Raw genomic sequence first — 18960 nt, 5'->3', positions numbered from 1 at the left:
GAGGATTAACAGCTGTTATAACTTTTTAATAATCAGCCGGTGCTTCCAGATATAATTGTTTGAAAGCGGTTTCCAGTTGTTCATCATTCGGCGCTTTTCCATGCCAGGCGTGTGTTCCGGTCATGAAATCTACACCAAAGCCCATCTCTGTATTTAAAATAATAACGACCGGTTTTCCGTTTCCGGTTTCTGCTTTTGCTTTTTCCAGAATAGCAATTACTGCTTCCAGGTCGTTGCCGTTCTTTTCATTTAATACCAGCCAGCCGAAAGCTTCGAGTTTAGCGTGTAGGTCGCCGAGGCTCAGTACATCGTCAGTGTCACCATCAATCTGCCGTCCGTTATAGTCAATGGTTGCAATTATATTATCCACCTTTTTAGCGGCCGCAAACATCAGTGCTTCCCAGATTTGGCCTTCCTGTAATTCACCATCACCGTGAAGGGTGTAGATTAAACCTTCGTCACCATCCAGTTTTTTGCCTAAGGCAGCACCGATTCCCACGGATAATCCCTGTCCCAACGAGCCGGAAGCTACGCGGATGCCCGGCAGGCCTTCGTGTGTGGTAGGGTGGCCCTGCAGGCGGGAATCCAGCTTTCTGAAAGTAGCCAGTTCGGAAACAGGGAAGAAGCCAAAGCGCGCCAGCGTGGAATAAAAGACCGGCGAAATATGACCGTTGGACAAAAAGAACAGGTCTTCGTTTTTGCCTTCCATGCTAAAGGGCAGAGAATAATTCATCACTTTGCCATACAGCGCCGTAAAATATTCAGTACACCCTAAACTGCCGCCCGGATGCCCAGAGTTCACGGCATGAACCATGCGCAGAATATCGCGTCGGATCTGGGTAGTCAGCGATTTCAGCTCTTCAATTGATTTACTCATTTTATTGGATTTATTCAGCAGCGAATTTACGAATTTTCGAGGGATTTGTGATGCTGCATGGATAGGATCAGACTCGTGCTAGACTTACCAAAAGAGAATATCTCAAAACTCAATACAGCAGGTTATTGTTTGACTGCACAACATTTTATTAAATAATTACCAGACAAGGAAAATAAATAGTAGTAGTGCTAAGAATCCTAGTTCCTCCGAATCAACCACAATCCCACAAAGGTCAGCAAGCCATTAATAATCAAAAGTTCCAACCCAATCTTAAAGTCACCGAAAATGTTTTCCTGGTATTTATCGATGAGATACGATACCACTGGCGCTGCCACACAAACATAGGGAACCAGGCGGTCCTGTACTTTAAACTTAGTGAAAATCCCGAAAGCGAATAAGCCGAGCAAAGGTCCATACGTAAAGCCGGCCATTTTCAGGATCAGACCGATCATCGAGTTGTCATTAATCAGTTTAAAGATAATCACCATCACCAGGAAGGCTACTGCAACAATCAGGTGAACGCGCTTCCGGAATTTTTCTTTATCGGTTGCGGCCATGTGTTTGTCTTTCAAACCGAAAATATCAATACAGAGTGAAGAGGTGAGTGCGGTCATCGCGCCGTCCGCACTCGGGAACAGCGCAGAAATAAGGGCGATAATAAAGATAATGGAAATCACCGGAGGCATGTGGTTCAGCGCAATATCCGGGAACAGCTGATCTCCCGAGGAAACCACATGTTCTGTATTTCCGTACAAGTGAAGTAACCCGCCCATAAACAAGAACAAAGCGATTACACCCACCAGAATAAAACCTAATGTCACCATGTTCTTTTGCGAATCCTTCAGTTTGGTTACCGATAGCGATTTCTGCATCATTTCCTGATCAATACCCGTCATCGTAATGGTAATAAAAGCGCCCGCCAGCACCTGCTTGAAGAAAAAAGCCTTGCTGTTCACATCCGTATTAAATACTTCCGTGTAACCCAGGCGGTTCATTTCCGAAATACTCTCCATGAAATCCAGGCCCAGGTGATTCATCATATACACAGAGCAGATAATCAGTCCCAGCAGCATACAGGTGGTCTGCAGCGTATCCGTCCAGACAATGGTTTTCACACCGCCCTCGTAAGTGTACAAAATAATCATCGCCAGAATCACCAGTGTGGTCACAATAAACGGAACACCCAGGCTGTCCAGAATCGCCACCTGCAGAATATTCACCACCAGATACAAGCGGGCAGTAGCTCCCACCAGGCGCGAAACAATGAAAATCCAGGCACCCGATTTATAGGACAAATGGCCCATCCGGTGTTGCAGGTAGCCGTAGATAGAAGTAAGCTGCAGCCGGTAGTAGAGCGGCAAAAGCACATAGGCAATAACCACATAGCCAATGAGATAGCCGATGGTAATTTGCAGGTAATGAAACTGATCTGCACCCACTGCGCCGGGCACTGAGACAAAGGTAACACCCGATAAGGAAGTGCCAATCATCCCAAAAGCCACCAGCATCCAGTTGCTCTTGCGGTTCCCGATGAAAAAACTGTCATTGTTGCTGTCCTTTCCCGTTTTATACGCGACCCAAAATAAAAGTCCGAAATAAGCGAGGATAATCAGGAGCAGAACAAGTGGATTCATTTGGAAAAAATTTCCACAAATATAGTTTTTTTAGCCTGATATGGGCGCCTTCATCCGTCCTCCGCTCCCGCTTTTTTCGCGCCGCTGCGCTCTGCAAAAAAGAGCTCCGCTTAGGCCGGGGCGCAGGGAACGCTCTCCCCGGAGTGTACGCGGAAATAGGTAGAAACCGTTGGATTTTATAAGCAAAATCCCGCAGCAAGGTGTTGCGGGAAGTAGGTCATTCCTTTATTGCAGCAGATGTTCGTATTCAGGCATCCTTTGCAAGGTCTTTTTCGCATACGGGCACGATGCCTGCAGTTTGTGCGAGTTTTTATCCGCGAACTGCGCAACGGCTTCCACCAGTTGTTTGCCTAAGCCTTGTCCGCTGTATTCGCTGTCCACCTCTGTGTGGATAATGTCGATTTTGTCGTCGCCCAGCCAGTTGAATTCAATGGTTCCGGCTTCTTTCCCATCCACCGACACAATGAAACGGTCGCCTGATTTAGTAACTTCTGCCATGATATTTTATATTTATTTTAAATCTGTGCTTTACAGGTCGCCAAACTTTCCGCTTTGGAAATCTGCGAATGCCTGCATAATTTCTTTTCTTGTGTTCATTACAAAAGGGCCATGGGCGGCAATCGGTTCACGAAGCGGTTGCCCGCTCAGGATAAGCACTACGCTTTCTTCCTTCGCCGTAATACTGAATTTTTCGCCCCCATTTTCGAAAACGACCAGATGGTCTGCTGCTGCGGTCTCACTCTCATTCACCGTAATGCTGCCTTCAATAACCAAAGCGGCCGTATTCCAGTCGGCCGGAAATGCAAAGTCCGCCTTTCCGCCGGCTTTCAATTTGGCGTTCATCATCTGCACCGGGCTGTAGGTTTTAGCCGGCCCTGCTGTTCCTTTATAATCGCCTGCAATCACTTCGATATACCCGTTTTCACCTAAATCCGCTTTTCCCATCATCTGATTTTCAATCGCCTGATAGCGCGGGGTGCCCATTTTGTCTTTGCTGGGAAGATTCACCCATAATTGTACCATCTGGAAAATTCCGCCGGCTTTTGCCCATTCCGTTTCGTGGAATTCTTTATGCAATACACCGCTGGCTGCCGTCATCCATTGCACATCACCCTGACCGATGATGCCGCCGCCACCTGCGGAATCATGATGTTCCACTTTCCCTTGGTACGCAATCGTCACTGTTTCGAAACCGCGGTGCGGGTGGACATCCACTCCGCGCGGTACCTGCGTCGGCCCGAAATGGAACTTTGAGTTGTAATCCAGCAGGATAAAGGGATCCATTCGCTCCATGCTCAGGCGGCTGTCGCCCGGTATAAAATTATGAACGCGGAAGCCGTCGCCAACAAAATGTGCCGGACGGGGCGCTGCAATAAATGCTGTTTTTTTAATTGTTTCCATCTTGTAAACTTTATTCAAAGATATTGCGAACCAGTGTTTTAAACCATTGATCTATGGTAAATAGTAACCTGCATTTACGCCTGGGATTTCATATTCTCACCATCGCGCGAATGCAATTTCCGAAAGACAAATCCTGATAGCATGGTCAGAACGCCCACAAAATAAAAGGTGTACCGGAAGGCCAGATGCACCGGCGCGCCCATCGCAGTAATTCTGTTTTCGAAGAGTTTCAGCGCAATTAATCCGCAGGCAATACCGAAACCAACGGCGAGTTGCTGATTAACGGCGAGTAAAGAGTTGCCACTGCTGGTATGCGATGCCCGCAGATCTGCAATAGCAATCGTGTTCATGCTCGTAAACTGAATCGAATTAAAAAAGCCGAGAATCGCAATAATCGGAATAAACCAGTAAATCGAAGTATGAATGCCCGGAATACCCAGTGCTGCAATCAGCAATCCGATGATAATGGTGTTCGTCATTAGCGTTCTGCGGTACCCGAAATAATCCAGAATCTGTATTACTTTTGATTTACCGAACATCGCGGTGAGTGCCATCGGTGCCACAATCCACCCGGAAACCACGGCGGTCTCGCCATACGCAATCTGAATCATCAGCGGCAACAGCAGCGGAATGGAACTAATTCCCAGTCGGGTAGCCAGGTTCCCCACAATTCCCACCCGGAAGGTCCGTACCTGAAATAAGTTCAGGGGAAATAAAGGATTCTGTACTTTCTTCGCATGACGATAATAGTAATAAATCAGTAAAAACCCAAGAATAAACACTAATAAAATAAGTGTGGTATGCGTTGTATTCCCAAACATTTCCAGCGCTACCGATAAAAAAAGCGATGCACCGGCAAAAATTAAGAAGCCCTTCAAATCAAAGTGGGTATCCCTTGCATTGTATTCCGGCATGTATTTTAAACTTAGAATAATACCGAGCAGGCCGATCGGTACATTAATCAAAAATATCCAGTGCCAGGACAGGTAATCTACCATGTAACCACCCACCAGCGGACCAAGCACGGGTCCAATCAGCGCGGGTACAATGGCATAATTCATTGCCTGTACGAGTTCATTCTTATGAAATGTTTTGATCAGCGCCAGCCGGCCGACCGGTGTCATCAAACTGCCGCCGAGGCCCTGCACAACTCTCGCCAGCACCAGTTGGTTCAGGCTTTGCGACATCGCGCAGAAAATGGAACCCAGCACGAAAATAATCAGCGCAGCCATAAAAACACGGCGTGTTCCAAACTTGTCCGCCAAAAAACCGCTGACCGGCATAAAAACCGCCAGCGTCAGCACGTAACTGATAATGGCATTTTGCATATCCAGCGGCGATTCCTGTAAATCAGCCGCAATAGACGGAAGACTGGTGTTCAGGATGGTAGAGTCGAGCATCTGCATGAAAATAGAAGTTGCCAGAATTAGTGGCAGGAATTTTTTCACAGAGGCAGATGCAGTTTCATTCATTCGGAATATTTTTACGCACAAACACAGCAAAGGCATTGCCATTGCTGTGTTTTAGTTCATCGTTTTTATGGATGAATATAAATAGTATTTTAATATGAGTCCGCGTGAACTGACAGTACCGCGCGGCCGCTGGGGTCGTTCATTGCTTTAAAGGCTGCATCCCATTCCAAAGCAATCGGTGTGGAACAGGCCACAGACGGAACCGAGGGAACTGTTTTCGCGGCACTGTCACCAGGGAAAAACTCTTCGAATATGGCACGGTAGCGATACTCCTCTTTATTCTGTGGCGTATGCACCGGAAACCGGAAATGCGCGGTCGCCATCATGGTATCAGTCACTTCTTCTTCCGCTTTATCTTTAAGCGAATCAATCCAGGAGTACCCGACGCCATCTGAAAATTGTTCTTTTTGCCGCCAGGCAATATCTTCCGGCAGCATATCGCTGAAGGCTTCACGCAGCACCCATTTTTCAATTCTCGGCTCGTGCGCGCTCACCATTTTGTCCGCCGGGTTCAGCCGCATCGCCACATCCATAAATTCTTTATCCAGGAAAGGTACGCGTCCTTCAATTCCCCAACTCATCAGTGCTTTATTGGCGCGTAGGCAATCGTAGAGATGGAGTTTGCCCAGTTTGCGGACGTTTTCTTCGTGAAATTCCTGTGCGTTCGGTGCTTTGTGGAAATAAAGGTAACCTCCGAATAGCTCATCACTGCCTTCACCGGACAACACCATTTTGATTCCCATTGATTTAATGACCCTTGCCAGCAAATACATCGGCGTGGAGGCACGAACGGTCGTTACATCGTAGGTTTCCAGATGATAGATTACATCGCGAATGGCATCCAGACCTTCCTGTACGGTAAAGTGAACCTCGTGGTGAATAGAGCCGATGTGGTCTGCTGCTTTTCTCGCGGCGGCTAAATCCGGACTGCCCTCGAGTCCGACCGCGAAACTGTGCAAACGCGGATACCACGCTTCCTGACTGTCTTCGGTTTCAATGCGGCGAGGTGCATATTTTGCCGTAACGGCAGAAATGATGGAAGAATCCAGGCCGCCGGACAACAACACGCCGTACGGTACATCACTCATAAGCTGGCGTTTTACGGCCTCTTCCAGCGCAGTACGTAATTCTTGAATATCAGTGGCGTTATCTTTTACGTTTTCATACATTTCCCAATCACGCTGATACCACTGTTTCGCTTCCTGGCTTTCCGCACTGAACAAATAATGCCCCGGTGGAAAGGTATCTACCGTTTTGCAAACGTCTTGCAGGGCTTTCAGTTCAGACGCAATATAATATGTGCCGGCAGCGTCACGTCCCTGATAGAGCGGGCAAATCCCCATGTGATCGCGGGCAATCAGATACACTTCATTTTCCAGATCGTAAAGTGCAAAGGCGAAAATCCCGTTCAGTTTATCGATGAAATCGGCGCCGTATTTCTGGTACAAAGGAATAATAACTTCGCAGTCAGAAGCGGTTTGGAAGGCATAATCCGGAAACTCTCCACGCAGGTCCCGATGGTTATAAATTTCACCATTAATAGCCAAAACGATTTTTTTATCAGCTGATAAAAGGGGTTGCTTGCCGGAAGCCGGGTCGACAATCGCCAGCCGTTCGTGCGCAAACAATGCGTTTTGGTGCTGAAAGATTCCGCTCCAATCCGGACCACGGTGGCGGATCTTTTTAGACATTGTTAAAATCTGCTGGCGCAGCAAATCGGCGGGCTGCTGAAGGTCAAAAGCGCATACAATTCCACACATAACTTTTCTTTTTAGATTGGTAATTAGTTTTGTTTATGCTACAAACGTATTTAATGTGTGAATATATTACAATGTTTATTTTAATTTGGTTAAAAAATAGTGTAAAAAAAATAAATATGGTTTTATAATATAAACTTATAGATATAAAGCACGATGTTATAACGTAAATTTTAAACTACATTAATTTATTTACAGGTGAAGCAACACGTTATCTTCATTAATACGTTTACATTTTACCTGTTTTAAGGTTATTTAGCGGAAATCATCTCGCCTGTTATCTTGAAATCCTGTTTAATGATTTGTTCCATACAGTATTCAGCCAGCGCGGTAATGGTCACAAAAGGATTAACCCCAATGCTGGCCGGAATCAGCGAACCGTCGATAACATATAAGTTTTCATGCGCATTCAGTTTTCCGAATTCATTGGTCGCTTTCCCAAGCACAACACCGCCCAGCGGATGATAGCAGATATCGGCACCGTAACCGTTGTGAAACAGCAAATGTGAGCGTGTGCCGCCATTGGCTTTATTCATTTTGCGTATAAAATATTGGGCATTGTTCCGCATGTGCGCCGTATGCGAAGTGTTCCAGGTGAGTTCCAGTTTCTGCCGCTGCGGGTCGTAGGAAACCTTGCCGGGCTTGGGAACTTTATTCACCATCAGGTAGAGTGAGGTGGCCACATTCATTCCCATCGGCAGTGGCGCGATTTCCACAAAGAAGGGATGCTTTTTATCTTCCCAGTGGTCAATGCCGCCCACCGGAATCGTCGACTGCCGGAAACCGGTACCGCCCGAGAAAGCGCGCACCCAGTTGCGGCCCGTCATAAAGTTACCATTATTACCCCAATCTTTTCCAACGTGCTCATCCGTTGTGAGGCGGTTCTGCGCTTTAGATTTCAGCAGCAGCTCCAGCGTTCCCATGGTACCGGCCGCCAGGAACAGCTTTGCAGCGTGCATTATTTTGTGCTGTACCTGCTCGCCGCTGGTGTTGATCACGGAAACGTCCAAGGTATAGGAATGATCCGGCTGATGCGTAATGTGATTCACTTTGTGCAAATCCAGAATTTCCAGCAGACCGGTGGCCAGCGCTTTTTTCAGGTAGGTTTTGTCCAGTGAGTTTTTGCCGTGGTTATTGCCATAAATCACTTCACCGGCCAGCGCGGAGCGGGGAACTTCATTTCGGTATTCGCGCTCCATATAATCGAAATCGTACACGTTGGGAACACGCACTGTTTTAAACCCGGCTTTATGTGCTTCGGCTTCACCTACTTTATTGAATTTATAAAACTCGCACTCATTTAAAAATTTCTCATCGATGACATTTGTTTTCAGTTCACGGTTGGCCAGCGGGAAATAATGGTTATAAAAAGCATCCGCGTCCAGGTCCGGAAATATTTCCGAGAAATAGGCGCGCTTGGGCGTTACCGCCATGCCGCCATTGACCAGTGAACCGCCACCCACGCCGCGTCCCAGCCAGATTTTAATATGTTCGAAATCTAGCCGGTCCAGTGCACCCGTAAATTTTTCCAAATGAAAGACATTAAAGAACGGCGCAATGGTTCGGCTTCGGAACCAAGCTGCTGAATGACCGGGTTTAATCATGGTGGAGAACTTTTCGCCGGACTTTTCCCAGTTCAGTCCCATTTCCAGCATAGTTACCGGAATGCCGGCTTCGCATAACCTAAGGGCAGCAACGGCACCGCCGTAGCCACTGCCAATGATGATCACCCGTTTGTCGGAATCAATTAGGGTGGGTTCGCTCTGAACGGTGGGCTGAATGCCGGCAAAGGCGCGGGTCCCCAAAAAGAAAAAAGCAGCCATACTCAGGCCGCTCAGTTGTAAAAAATCTTTGCGGTTCATGCCGCAACCCTTGCAAAAAGCGTACAGGACGCTGCTGCGAAAATAAATTTGCTGTGAAATGCATTGTAGTTTTAAGGTTAATCTCCTGCAGGAACAAAACATTGCTGCCACCATAGCCCGGATGGAAGTGGCATCCTCCCGGCGGCGCGCCAGCCCCGCCGGGAGATACAGCGGACAGCCGGACGGCTCTTCAAAAAAAGCGTAACCGTCCTGCTCCAAAAAATAAATCAGGAATTGCGGCTCATCAGCGCCATATAGAATCCATCAAAGCCTTCGCTCGGCATGATGTGCTCCTCCTTGATCAGTGCGTAGCCCGGATTGTTTTCCAGAAAAGTGCGCACCTGGGCGCTGTTTTCACTCGGCAAGATCGAGCAGGTAGCATAGATCATTTTGCCGCCCTTTTTCAGAATCTTTGCATAATCCTGCAGGATCTGCTGCTGCTCGCCACGGATCCGGTCAATGAAGTCCTGGTCGATTTTCCACTTGGAATCCGGGTTGCGCTTCAGTACACCGAGCCCCGAGCAGGGCGCGTCGATCAGCAGCCGGTCTGCTTTTTCGTGGAGTCTTTTGATTACTTTATTATCATCGATCACGCGCGCTTCAATATTGTGTGCACCAGCCCTCTTGGCGCGGCGTTTCAGTTCCGCGAGTTTCCACTCATAGATATCCAGCGCGATAATCTGGCCTTTGTTCTTCATCAGCGCGGCCAGGTGCAGCGTTTTTCCGCCGGCGCCGGCGCAGGCATCTACCACGCGCATCCCTTCCTGCACATCCAGCAGTTCACCAATGCGTTGTGAGGAAGCGTCCTGCACTTCGAAGAGGCCATCCTTGAACGCAGAGGTCAGGAATACATTTTTCTTTTCTTCAAGCTGAACGGCGGCAGGGTAGTGCGGCACCTGGAAGCTGTCCACATTTTCGTGTTTCAGGTCTTCCACCAGTTCGCGCGCGGTCGTTTTCAGTGTGTTGGCACGCAGGATGGTAGGCGCCTGCTCGTTCAGGGCTGTCATTTCTCTTTCCCAGTTGTCGCCGAGTTCCTTTTCCAATGTTTCCGCCAGCCACTCCGGCACAGAGTGCTGAATGGCTTTCGTAGGTACGGTGTTTTTCTTCAGTTTGGTCAGGATATCCGCGGTTTTAATGCCATCGAATTCCACAAACTTTTTATAGTGCGTCTGGCTCCAGAGGCAGTATGCCAGAATCATTTTATAAATATTGCCCGGCTTGGCGCCTTCGCCCATGTAATATTCCAGCCTTTTCTTCCAGCGGATGATATTGTAAAAGATTTCGGATACCACTTTGCGGTCTTCGCTGCCCCATTTTTTGTGGGCTTTCAGCAGTCTTTCCAGGACTTTATCTGCGTATTTCCGGTCGCCAAAAAAGGTTTCCTGCAAAGCGTCGTGTATTCCGATAAGTAAGTTTCTGTGTATAAGTTCCATCGCCGGTTTCTGAATTTGGTGCAAAAATACGGTTTTTTTCAGGGGTGTGCTTTCTTTTTATTTGGGCGCCTGGATCCGTCTTCCGCTCCCGCTTCCCGCGCCTTCGCAGGCGCGGGAGAGCTCCGCTCAAGCCGGGGCGCAACAACCGCCGCGCCCGGCAGGCAGATTGTGAGAGGCAGGGGCCTGCCACGTTTGCAGGCCGCTATCTTGCAACCGGGTTTTAATAATGGTACCTTTGCGCGAAATCTAAAATTATGAGTGATACAGTACTTTGTCCGAAATGCCAGTCGGAGTTCACGTATGAGCAGGATAACCAGATGGTGTGCTCGCAGTGCTTCCACGAATGGGTGCCTGGTGAAACCGCCGAAGAAGATAAGATTCTGGATGCCAACGGTAATGAGCTGAAAGATGGTGATTCCGTAACGGTCATCAAAGACCTGCCCGTAAAAGGAGCGCCGAAACCGGTGAAAGCCGGAACTAAAGTGAAGAATATCCGCCTGCGCCCGGACAGCGACCATAATATCGACTGTAAAATAGAAGGTTTCGGGTCAATGGCACTGAAATCAGAATTTGTGAAAAAAGCATAAAAAAAGGAAAAAATTGGACAGGGTTCCGTTTCGAAGACTAGTTGTGCCGGATGGTACTAATTTCGTCTCAGGGCAGAAAGAGAATTAACCAAAGATTTCCTTAAGCGATACAAATACAAAGCTACAGAATATTTCCGGAATAAAACAACAGGACTGCTGTATTTTGGTCCGGATTTTTATTTAAACCGCACGTGTATTGTACCGTGCAGTTTCTCAGCGGTATAGCTGATCAGCTTGGTATTCCCGAGCGAAAGCAGTGTTCGAAAATGGCTGCCGGCAAAGCGACTTTCCAGTACTTCCATTTGCAGGCCTTCGGAATCTGGCACGATCTCATGCGCATAATAAAGATTTTTCGGGAGTTGCCACTGAATTCTCGCTTCTTCTGTCAGTTCATTAACTTCACCAAACAGTCGCGCCACGTATGCATTATACGGTTGGTGAAAAGTTTCTGCCGGCGTATCGTTCTGAATCAGACGGCCGTCCTGCAAGACCACAATCCGGTCCAGCCAGGGAAGAACTTCCTGCAGGTCGTGCGTGGAAATAATCAATCCGATTTCCTTTTCCTTTACGTAGCGGAACAGATTTTCCCGCAGTTTACTCGTCCGCGCAAAATCCAGGTTGCTGAAGGGTTCATCGAGCAGCAACAATTTAGGCATGACGGCGAGTGCGCGCGCTAGGGCAACACGCTGCTGCTGGCCGCCACTCAGGTATTTCGGCAAAGTATCGCGAAAGATTGTTAATTCAATAAGGTCCAGCAGTTCGTTAACCTGTGCTTTTTTATCCGCCAGATTGATATTGGTAATATATTTACCGATATTCTCTGCCACGGTTGCATACGGCATCAGGTCATAATTTTGCGCCACCATTTTCATTTGCGGCTCGCCGGGTACCAGATTGTTTTTTGGTCCCAGGATGGGCTTCCCTTCAAACAGGATTTCTCCTTCTTTGAAGTCCAGCAGCCCATACAGTAAACTCAGTAGCGTTGATTTTCCGCAACCACTTTCGCCGGCAATCGCCACCGTCTGGCCGGCTGCAATTTCCAGCGTAAAATTCCGGAAGAGCGGCCGCTCGGGCAAGTATGAAAAATTAAGCTGGCGAATCGTAACAAGCATAAGACAAAAGTAAGATATTTCGCAGGATAAAATTTTAATTTAGTATTTTAGCATCCAACATTAATAAAACAGATAATGAAAAACACAATTAAAACTACTTTTTTATCGCTGATGGCGGGTTCGTTTATTCTGGCGGCGTGCAGTAAAGAGCAGGCGGTGACCAGTGAAAGCAACGACGTAACCACCACTACAAATGGTGCTTCCTATGCGATCGATACCACGGCCAGTAAGATTGAGTGGAAAGGGTACAAAGTGGTTAAGTCAGACCAGACCAGCCATTTTGGAACCATTATGTTCGAAAGCGGAGAGGTAACTGTGCATGACGGAATGCTGGAAAGCGGTTCCTTTGTAGCAGATATGACGTCAATGACCGCGCTTGATTTAAAAGACGATGCCGAGCAGCAAAATAAGCTGAACGGACACCTGCGCAGCGAAGATTTCTTCGAGACTGAAAAGTTCCCGAATGCTACTTTTGAAATCACCAAAGTATCAAAGCAAACGGAAGGAGATTATAATACCTTGCTGGACGGAAACCTGACTCTGAAAGGGATTACCAAGCCGGTACAGTTCCGGGCAAATGTATCGGTAACTGATAACGAAGTAACCATCGCCACGGAACCGAAAGACATCAGCCGCGAGCAGTTTGGTGTGAAATTCCAGATGCCATTGGCAAACGGAGTAATCAAGGACGAAATCAACGTTCAGATTTACATCAAGGCGCAGGAGAAAAAATAACAACAGTTTATTCTAAATGTAAAAGAGCAGGAAGCGTTTTCCTGCTTTTTTTGTGCAATTACGCCGTTGGCAACACATCCGGATATTGCTTAAAATTGATTAAATTTGCTGCTTAATTAGAGAGAATTACACAACTATGACGTCACAACAAATCCGCCGGCAATTTCTGGACTTTTTTAAATCAAAAGGGCACCGGATCGTATCCTCTGCACCGATTGTGCTGAAAGATGATCCCACCCTGATGTTTTCCAACTCCGGAATGACCCAGTTCAAAGATTACTTTCTGGGCTACAAACAACCGGCAGATGTGCGCGTGGCTGATACCCAGAAGTGCCTGCGCGTGTCGGGGAAACATAACGACTTGGATGACGTAGGCCGCGATACCTATCACCATACCATGTTCGAAATGCTCGGTAACTGGTCTTTCGGTGATTATTTCAAGGAAGATGCGATTGCTTTCGCGTGGGAACTATTGACGGATGTTTATAAAATTCCGAAAGAAAATCTGTACGTAACCATCTTTGAAGGAGATGTTACCGAGAATCTCGCGCGTGACCAGCAGGCCTATGATTTCTGGAAACAGCATATCGCAGAAGACCGTATCATCAACGGAAACAAGAAAGACAACTTCTGGGAAATGGGAGAGACCGGTCCTTGCGGCCCGTGTTCGGAAATCCATGTGGACCTGCGCTCGGAGGAAGAAAAAGCAGCTGTACCCGGAATTCAACTGGTGAACAACGATCATCCGCAGGTGGTGGAAATCTGGAACCTCGTTTTCATGGAGTTTAACCGGAAAGCGGACGGTTTGCTGGAGAAACTTCCGAAACAACACGTGGATACCGGAATGGGTTTCGAGCGTTTGTGCATGGCTTTGCAGCATAAAAAATCAAACTATGATACCGATGTGTTCACGCCACTGATTCAGAAAGTGGAAGAACTCTCCGGTAAAAAATATACAGGCGTTCTGGAAAATGACCAGGATATCGCCATTCGGGTGGTGGTAGACCATATTCGCGCAGTTGCCTTCGCAATTGCCGACGGGCAGCTGCCGTCCAACGGAGGAGCCGGGTATGTAATCCGCCGTATTCTGAGACGCGCCATTTCCTATGCCTACCGTTTTCTGGGTGCTAAAGAGCCGTTCCTGTTTCAGTTGGTGGGCGTACTCGCTGCAGAAATGGGCGACTTCTTCCCGGAGCTGAAAAAGCAGCAGCAACTGGTTACGGAGGTCGTTCGCGAGGAAGAGACTTCTTTCCTGAAAACAATTGAGCACGGCCTCAAAAGAATTGATGCTGTGATCAGCGAAACAGTGGCGAAAGGCGAGAAAATGCTGCCCGGCACCGCAGTTTTCGAACTGTATGACACGTACGGTTTCCCGGCAGACCTGTCGCGAATCATCGCGGAGGAAAAACACCTGACCGTGGATGAAGCCGGCTTTGAAGCTGAAATGGAAAAGCAAAAGCAGCGTTCGCGTAAATCATCTGCGCAGAAAGTTCATGACTGGGTGGTGCTGGAAGAAACGCCGGAAAAGTTTATTGGTTATGACCAGATGGCGGCAGAAACGTACATCACGCGCTACCGCAGGATTGAAAATAATGATGGCGATTTCTATCAGATCGTGCTCGCACAAACTCCATTCTATCCGGAAGGTGGCGGCCAGGTAGGCGACCGCGGAATTCTGATTCCGAGTTACGCGCGTGGATTTGATATTTCCAGTCCGAATGTACATGCGGTGGAAGACTCCGCGGAAATCATCGAAGTGCTGGATACGAAGAAAGAAAATAACCTGATCGTCTCTACCGTGCGTGAATTGCCAAAAGATGTTGGAGCCAGGTTTTACGCTAAGGTCAATGAGAATGACCGCCGCAATACGCAGGCGAATCACTCAGTGACCCATTTGCTTCATGAGGCGCTGCGCGATGTGTTGGGAACACACGTGGAGCAGAAAGGTTCGTATGTGGGCCCGGACTATCTGCGGTTCGACTTTTCGCACTTCTCGAAACTTTCTGAAGAAGAACTGGCGCAGATTGAAACACAGGTCAACGAACGGATTAAAGAAAATATTGCACTTGAAGAGCACCGCGAGATCCCAATGGCAGAGGCTATTGAAAAAGGAGCTATGGCCTTATTCGGTGAAAAATATGGTGACAAGGTGCGTATGATTCAATTTGGCCATTCACGTGAACTTTGCGGGGGAACACACGTGCAGAACACCGGTGAAATCGGGCACTTTAAAATTCAGGCCGAGAGCTCCACGGCAGCAGGCATCCGCCGTATTGAAGCGATTTCCCGTGATCGTGCGACTGCGTATTTCTCGGAGCTGGAAAGTAAATTTCAGGAAGTCACTGCGCTTTTAAAATCTAAGGACATCAGCAAGGCAGTGCAAAAACTCATGGAGGAAAACGCTGCTTTAAAAGCAGAAAACGATACATTAAAACGCGAAAAAGTACAGGCCGAAACTGCAGATTGGGGCAAAGATTTCCAGGAGAAAAGCGGAAAAAACCTGCTGGTGAAAAAAGCAAACCTGCCGGCGGCAGCGGTGAAGGATCTCGTTTTCAAACTAAAAAAAGAAACACCACGCGCTTTAATTGTTATCCTTTCAGAAAATGAAGGAAAACCGATGATCACGGTAGGCGTTTCTGCTGACCTTGAAAAAGAATATCAAGCGGGCGCCATTGTAAAGGACCTGGCACGTGAAATCCAAGGCGGCGGTGGCGGTAACCCCGGCTTTGCCACGGCAGGAGGAAAAAATCCGGCCGGCCTTCAAGCGGCCTATGAAAAAGCGCTTGAACTGTAATTCAGTAACTATACTATTAAATACAAAAAATCCCGACGCTCGTATGTAGAGTAGTCGGGATTTTTGTTGTCGTGTAATTTTTTTATTTATTGCCGTTACCGCGAGCGACTACTGCAATAAGAATGATCACAGCCAGTGCGATAATTACCCAGAGCAGCGGGCCAGACATGAAACCGGCATCACTTCCTTTATCAACATCCATATCTACTTTCAAGTCCGGAGCTGCGTCCTGTGCTTTTACCCAAACGGTTACCAGATTAGCCACTATAGCCAGTGCAAACAACTGCATTTTCGAGATCAAATTAGTACGTGCCATAATTTTATGTTTTTTAATGTTATTGAAAACCTTACCTTCTATAACTGTACCAAAATGAAAAATCACCTTTAAAATGACCTTATTTTAAAATACATTCCATCAAAAAATCATCCATCACGAAGCCGTTGCCAATATCAAAAACACCTTCAGCATATACCGTAAATCCCTGGCTTTTATAAAAGTGCAATGCGGGGTTGTATTTGTTTACATTTAAAATCAGCCGTGTATTACCCACAGCAAGAACTTCCTCTTTTAAATGATTCATCGCCGCAACACCAATTTTTCTTCCTTTGAACTCCGCCAGGAGATAAAGTTTGTGCAGCTTGGCTGTGCCGCTTTCTACGTTCAGTTCATAACCCATAAAACCGGCGGACTCATGATCGCAGAGAATAATTTCATAGCTGAGATTAGGATTTTTAATTTGCTTTTCTAATTCAACCACGGAATACATGGTTCCCAACATATAATCAATCTGTGCGGCAGAGAGAATTTCAGTGTACGCTGCACGCCACGATTTTTCTGCCAGCTCCTGAATCAGCGCGATATCGGCGCTGGTCGCTTTCCTGAATCTAACCATTATACTTCCGGATAAAGTTCGAAGACCGTAATTTCAGGGTTGATGCCTACGCGGCCGGGATATCCGATCACGCCAAAACCGCGGTTGACGTACAGATATTTTCCGGCGCTTTCGTACAAATCTGCCCATTTCGGATAGCGATATTGCACCGGCGACCATTTCACATTTTTCAGGTCCAGGCCGAACTGCATCCCATGCGTATGTCCGGACAAAGTGAGCTGCACATTGGAAGGGTGGTGCTTCACGATAGCATCAAAGTGAGTAGGGTCGTGGCTCATCAGCACTTTGGCAGCCTCGGCCGGAATGCCGGCAGCAGCCTTATCCAGATCTCCATACTGGGGGAAAGGTTTTTCTCCCCAGTTTTCGACACCGATGATATATAATTTTTCACCAGCGCGCTCCAGTACGACATGTTCGTTCCTCAGCAGCCGGAAACCGGCAGTCTTTTGAAGGGCGGCCAGGTGAGGGATATTCTGGGCTTTTTCTTCTGCCGACGTCCAGCTTCCATAATCACCATAATCATGATTTCCCAACACGCTCAGTTTACCGTCTTTTGCGGTGATGGTGCTGAAGAGATCAACAAAAGGTTCAAATTCAGTGGCGTAATTATTTACCATATCCCCGGTGAATAAAACGAGATCTGCATTTTGTTCGTTAATAAGGTCAATCGCTTTCTGTAATTTTTCGGGATGAAAAAAGCTGCCTGAGTGCACATCGGAAATTTGGACGATGCGGTAACCGGCAAAGTTCTGTGGCAAACCTTTGATTTTAAGTTTCACCTTCCGCGCAAAATGCCGGTATTTTCCAAAGATAATTCCATCCACAAACAACGCTGATAATACGGCGGCAGTACCTAAGCCTATAAAAGCCAGAAAGGAACGCCTTTCCGGATAATGCGTGTGCTGATTCTGCATTTTCCGGCTGGCCCAGGTTACCACGCGTAGCAAATCATCAATTAATAAAAAGACGATCACCAACAGTTTAGGCAAAAAGAAAATAAGAAATACAGAAGCGATCAGCTGTACGCGATGCTGATCGCGCTCCGTGCGGTCAAAACCGACTATTTCGTAAATCAAAAAGGCATAGACCAGCACAGTCACCACCCAATACCCGATCCGGAGTATCTGATTGGACGTGATGGTTTTAAAAGCCTGATAAATATAAAACTCCAGTAGGAAAAGAAGTCCGGTAAAAATGAGTATGTTTTTTTGCATAATATGTAAAATAGAAAAGCCGTTTCCTTTGATGATGAAAACAGCTTTAATCCTTTAGTTATGAAATGACCGCAGCATATTACGGCTGAGGTAAAGTGTTGTTTTAGGGAAAGCGATATACAATTGCATTAATATTCATGCCAGCACCCACAGAAGCAAAAACGATGTTTCCTTTTTCGGCAAATTGATGCGGCTGCATTTCACCGCGGCGGATCAGATCAAACATTGTGGGAATGGTGGCCACGGAAGAGTTTCCAAACTCCTGAATCGTCATCGGTGCGATGTCGTGATTATAATCTTTGATGCCATATAAACGGAAGAGGCGCGAAATCATCGCATAGTCCATTTTGGCGTTTGCCTGATGAATCAGGATTTTATCTATATCTTCAATGGAAAGACCGGCTTTGTCAATAGTTTCCTTAATGGCGACCGGTACATTTTTCAGCGCATATTCATAGATCTTCCGGCCGTGCATGCGGATAAACAGTTCGTCCCGGTTTTCATCTTCTTTCAGAGAAGGAGCACTTTCCAGATAACCAATTTCCTGACTGTTGTCGCAAAGAGTGGCATCTGCAATCATACCCACATTTTCCTGCTCGGTTGCTTCCACTACCACAGCGCCGGCTCCATCGGCGAAAATCATCCGGTTGCGGTCGTAAGCATCAGTTACGCGGCTTAGTGTTTCGGAACCTACCACCAGAATTCGTTTGGCGCGGCCGGCTTTAATTAACGTATCGGCCATAATCATCCCCTCAACCCAGCCCGGGCACCCGAAAATCATATCGTAATTCACGGTGTGGCGGTTTTTGATCCCCAACTTGTTTTTCAGCCGTGCAGACATAGATGGCATAAAGTTGCTGCGGCCGCTCAGGCCCACATCACCGAAGTTACTGGCGTAAATAATATAGTCCAGCGTTTCGGGATCAATTCCGGCATCTTCAATCGCTGCTTTCGCCGCGTGATAACCAAGGTCAGAATTTACCTCATGATCTTCCAGGTATCGGCGGTTTTCAATTTCAGTAATGTCAACAAATTTCTGAATTACTTCATCATTAGGCTTGTCAATCTTCAGCCCGTCTTCCCCGTAAAATACGGAATCCATAAAATGATCTCTGCCGATCACACGTGACGGAATATAACTGCCTGAACCTATTATAATTGTATTGGACATTCTGTTTTTTCTGAAAAT

At 47.2% G+C, this 18960-nt stretch carries 16 protein-coding genes; 3 read left to right on the top strand and 13 right to left on the bottom strand.

Annotated elements, in window-relative coordinates:
• Window positions 1-25: 25 nt before the first annotated feature.
• The 8 genes from MVI27_RS02140 to MVI27_RS02105 all read right to left on the bottom strand — a co-directional run bounded on the left by MVI27_RS02140 (window position 26) and on the right by MVI27_RS02105 (window position 10436).
• Complete coding sequence (locus MVI27_RS02140; protein WP_246959040.1) at window positions 26-877, bottom strand: transketolase; 852 nt, start codon at window positions 875-877, stop codon at window positions 26-28.
• A 197-nt stretch (window positions 878-1074) separates the two neighbouring features.
• The gene (locus MVI27_RS02135; RefSeq protein ID WP_246959039.1) at window positions 1075-2511 is read right to left on the bottom strand and encodes a sodium:solute symporter; all 1437 of its coding nucleotides are present in this window, start codon (window positions 2509-2511) and stop codon (window positions 1075-1077) included.
• Window positions 2512-2736: 225 nt separating this feature from the next.
• Window positions 2737-3009 carry a GNAT family N-acetyltransferase gene (locus MVI27_RS02130; protein ID WP_246959038.1) on the bottom strand — a complete coding sequence of 91 codons (273 nt, stop codon included), beginning with the start codon at window positions 3007-3009 and terminating at the stop codon, window positions 2737-2739.
• Between the two features lie 30 nt (window positions 3010-3039).
• The gene (locus MVI27_RS02125) at window positions 3040-3912 is read right to left on the bottom strand and encodes a pirin family protein (RefSeq protein ID WP_246959037.1); all 873 of its coding nucleotides are present in this window, start codon (window positions 3910-3912) and stop codon (window positions 3040-3042) included.
• Window positions 3913-3986: 74 nt separating this feature from the next.
• Window positions 3987-5384 carry an MFS transporter gene (locus MVI27_RS02120; RefSeq protein WP_246959036.1) on the bottom strand — a complete coding sequence of 466 codons (1398 nt, stop codon included), beginning with the start codon at window positions 5382-5384 and terminating at the stop codon, window positions 3987-3989.
• Window positions 5385-5473: 89 nt separating this feature from the next.
• Complete coding sequence (gene asnB, locus MVI27_RS02115) at window positions 5474-7144, bottom strand: asparagine synthase B (RefSeq protein ID WP_246959035.1); 1671 nt, start codon at window positions 7142-7144, stop codon at window positions 5474-5476.
• 248 nt (window positions 7145-7392) lie between these two features.
• The gene (locus MVI27_RS02110; protein ID WP_246959034.1) at window positions 7393-9222 is read right to left on the bottom strand and encodes a GMC oxidoreductase; all 1830 of its coding nucleotides are present in this window, start codon (window positions 9220-9222) and stop codon (window positions 7393-7395) included.
• An 8-nt stretch (window positions 9223-9230) separates the two neighbouring features.
• Entirely contained in the window at window positions 9231-10436 is a 1206-nt protein-coding gene (locus tag MVI27_RS02105; RefSeq protein WP_246959033.1) for a methyltransferase domain-containing protein, read from the bottom strand.
• A gap of 254 nt (window positions 10437-10690) precedes the next feature.
• Between MVI27_RS02105 and MVI27_RS02100 the strand changes: the two genes are divergently transcribed.
• Entirely contained in the window at window positions 10691-11023 is a 333-nt protein-coding gene (locus tag MVI27_RS02100) for a zinc ribbon domain-containing protein YjdM (RefSeq protein ID WP_246959032.1), read from the top strand.
• Window positions 11024-11199: 176 nt separating this feature from the next.
• On the opposite strand, the gene MVI27_RS02095 is transcribed toward MVI27_RS02100, so the two are convergent.
• A complete protein-coding gene (locus tag MVI27_RS02095; RefSeq protein WP_246959031.1) occupies window positions 11200-12135 on the bottom strand; it encodes a sulfate/molybdate ABC transporter ATP-binding protein in 936 nt (311 codons plus the stop codon).
• Window positions 12136-12210: 75 nt separating this feature from the next.
• On the opposite strand from MVI27_RS02095, the gene MVI27_RS02090 reads away from it, so the two are divergent.
• On the top strand, window positions 12211-12870 hold the full coding sequence (locus MVI27_RS02090; protein ID WP_246959030.1) for a YceI family protein: 660 nt from the start codon (window positions 12211-12213) through the stop codon (window positions 12868-12870).
• 136 nt (window positions 12871-13006) lie between these two features.
• Window positions 13007-15664: an alanine--tRNA ligase gene (alaS, locus tag MVI27_RS02085; RefSeq protein ID WP_246959029.1), complete on the top strand. Its 2658-nt coding sequence runs from the start codon at window positions 13007-13009 to the stop codon at window positions 15662-15664.
• 82 nt (window positions 15665-15746) lie between these two features.
• On the opposite strand, the gene MVI27_RS02080 is transcribed toward alaS, so the two are convergent.
• The 4 genes from MVI27_RS02080 to MVI27_RS02065 form a co-directional block, all read right to left on the bottom strand.
• Window positions 15747-15980, bottom strand: coding sequence for a hypothetical protein (locus tag MVI27_RS02080; protein ID WP_246959028.1), 234 nt, complete (start codon window positions 15978-15980; stop codon window positions 15747-15749).
• Between the two features lie 79 nt (window positions 15981-16059).
• On the bottom strand, window positions 16060-16557 hold the full coding sequence (locus tag MVI27_RS02075) for a GNAT family N-acetyltransferase (protein ID WP_246959027.1): 498 nt from the start codon (window positions 16555-16557) through the stop codon (window positions 16060-16062).
• On the bottom strand, window positions 16557-17771 hold the full coding sequence (locus tag MVI27_RS02070; protein WP_246959026.1) for a metallophosphoesterase: 1215 nt from the start codon (window positions 17769-17771) through the stop codon (window positions 16557-16559). The genes MVI27_RS02075 and MVI27_RS02070 overlap by 1 nt, the downstream gene beginning before the upstream one ends.
• Window positions 17772-17874: 103 nt before the next feature.
• Window positions 17875-18942 carry a 3-oxoacyl-ACP synthase III family protein gene (locus tag MVI27_RS02065; RefSeq protein WP_246959025.1) on the bottom strand — a complete coding sequence of 356 codons (1068 nt, stop codon included), beginning with the start codon at window positions 18940-18942 and terminating at the stop codon, window positions 17875-17877.
• Window positions 18943-18960: the final 18 nt, after the last annotated feature.

Source organism: Chryseobacterium salipaludis (genome assembly GCF_022968825.1).
GTDB classification, from domain to species: domain Bacteria; phylum Bacteroidota; class Bacteroidia; order Flavobacteriales; family Weeksellaceae; genus Kaistella; species Kaistella salipaludis.
Note: the sequence above shows the minus strand (reverse complement) of the source record. Positions and strands in the feature narration are given on the sequence as shown.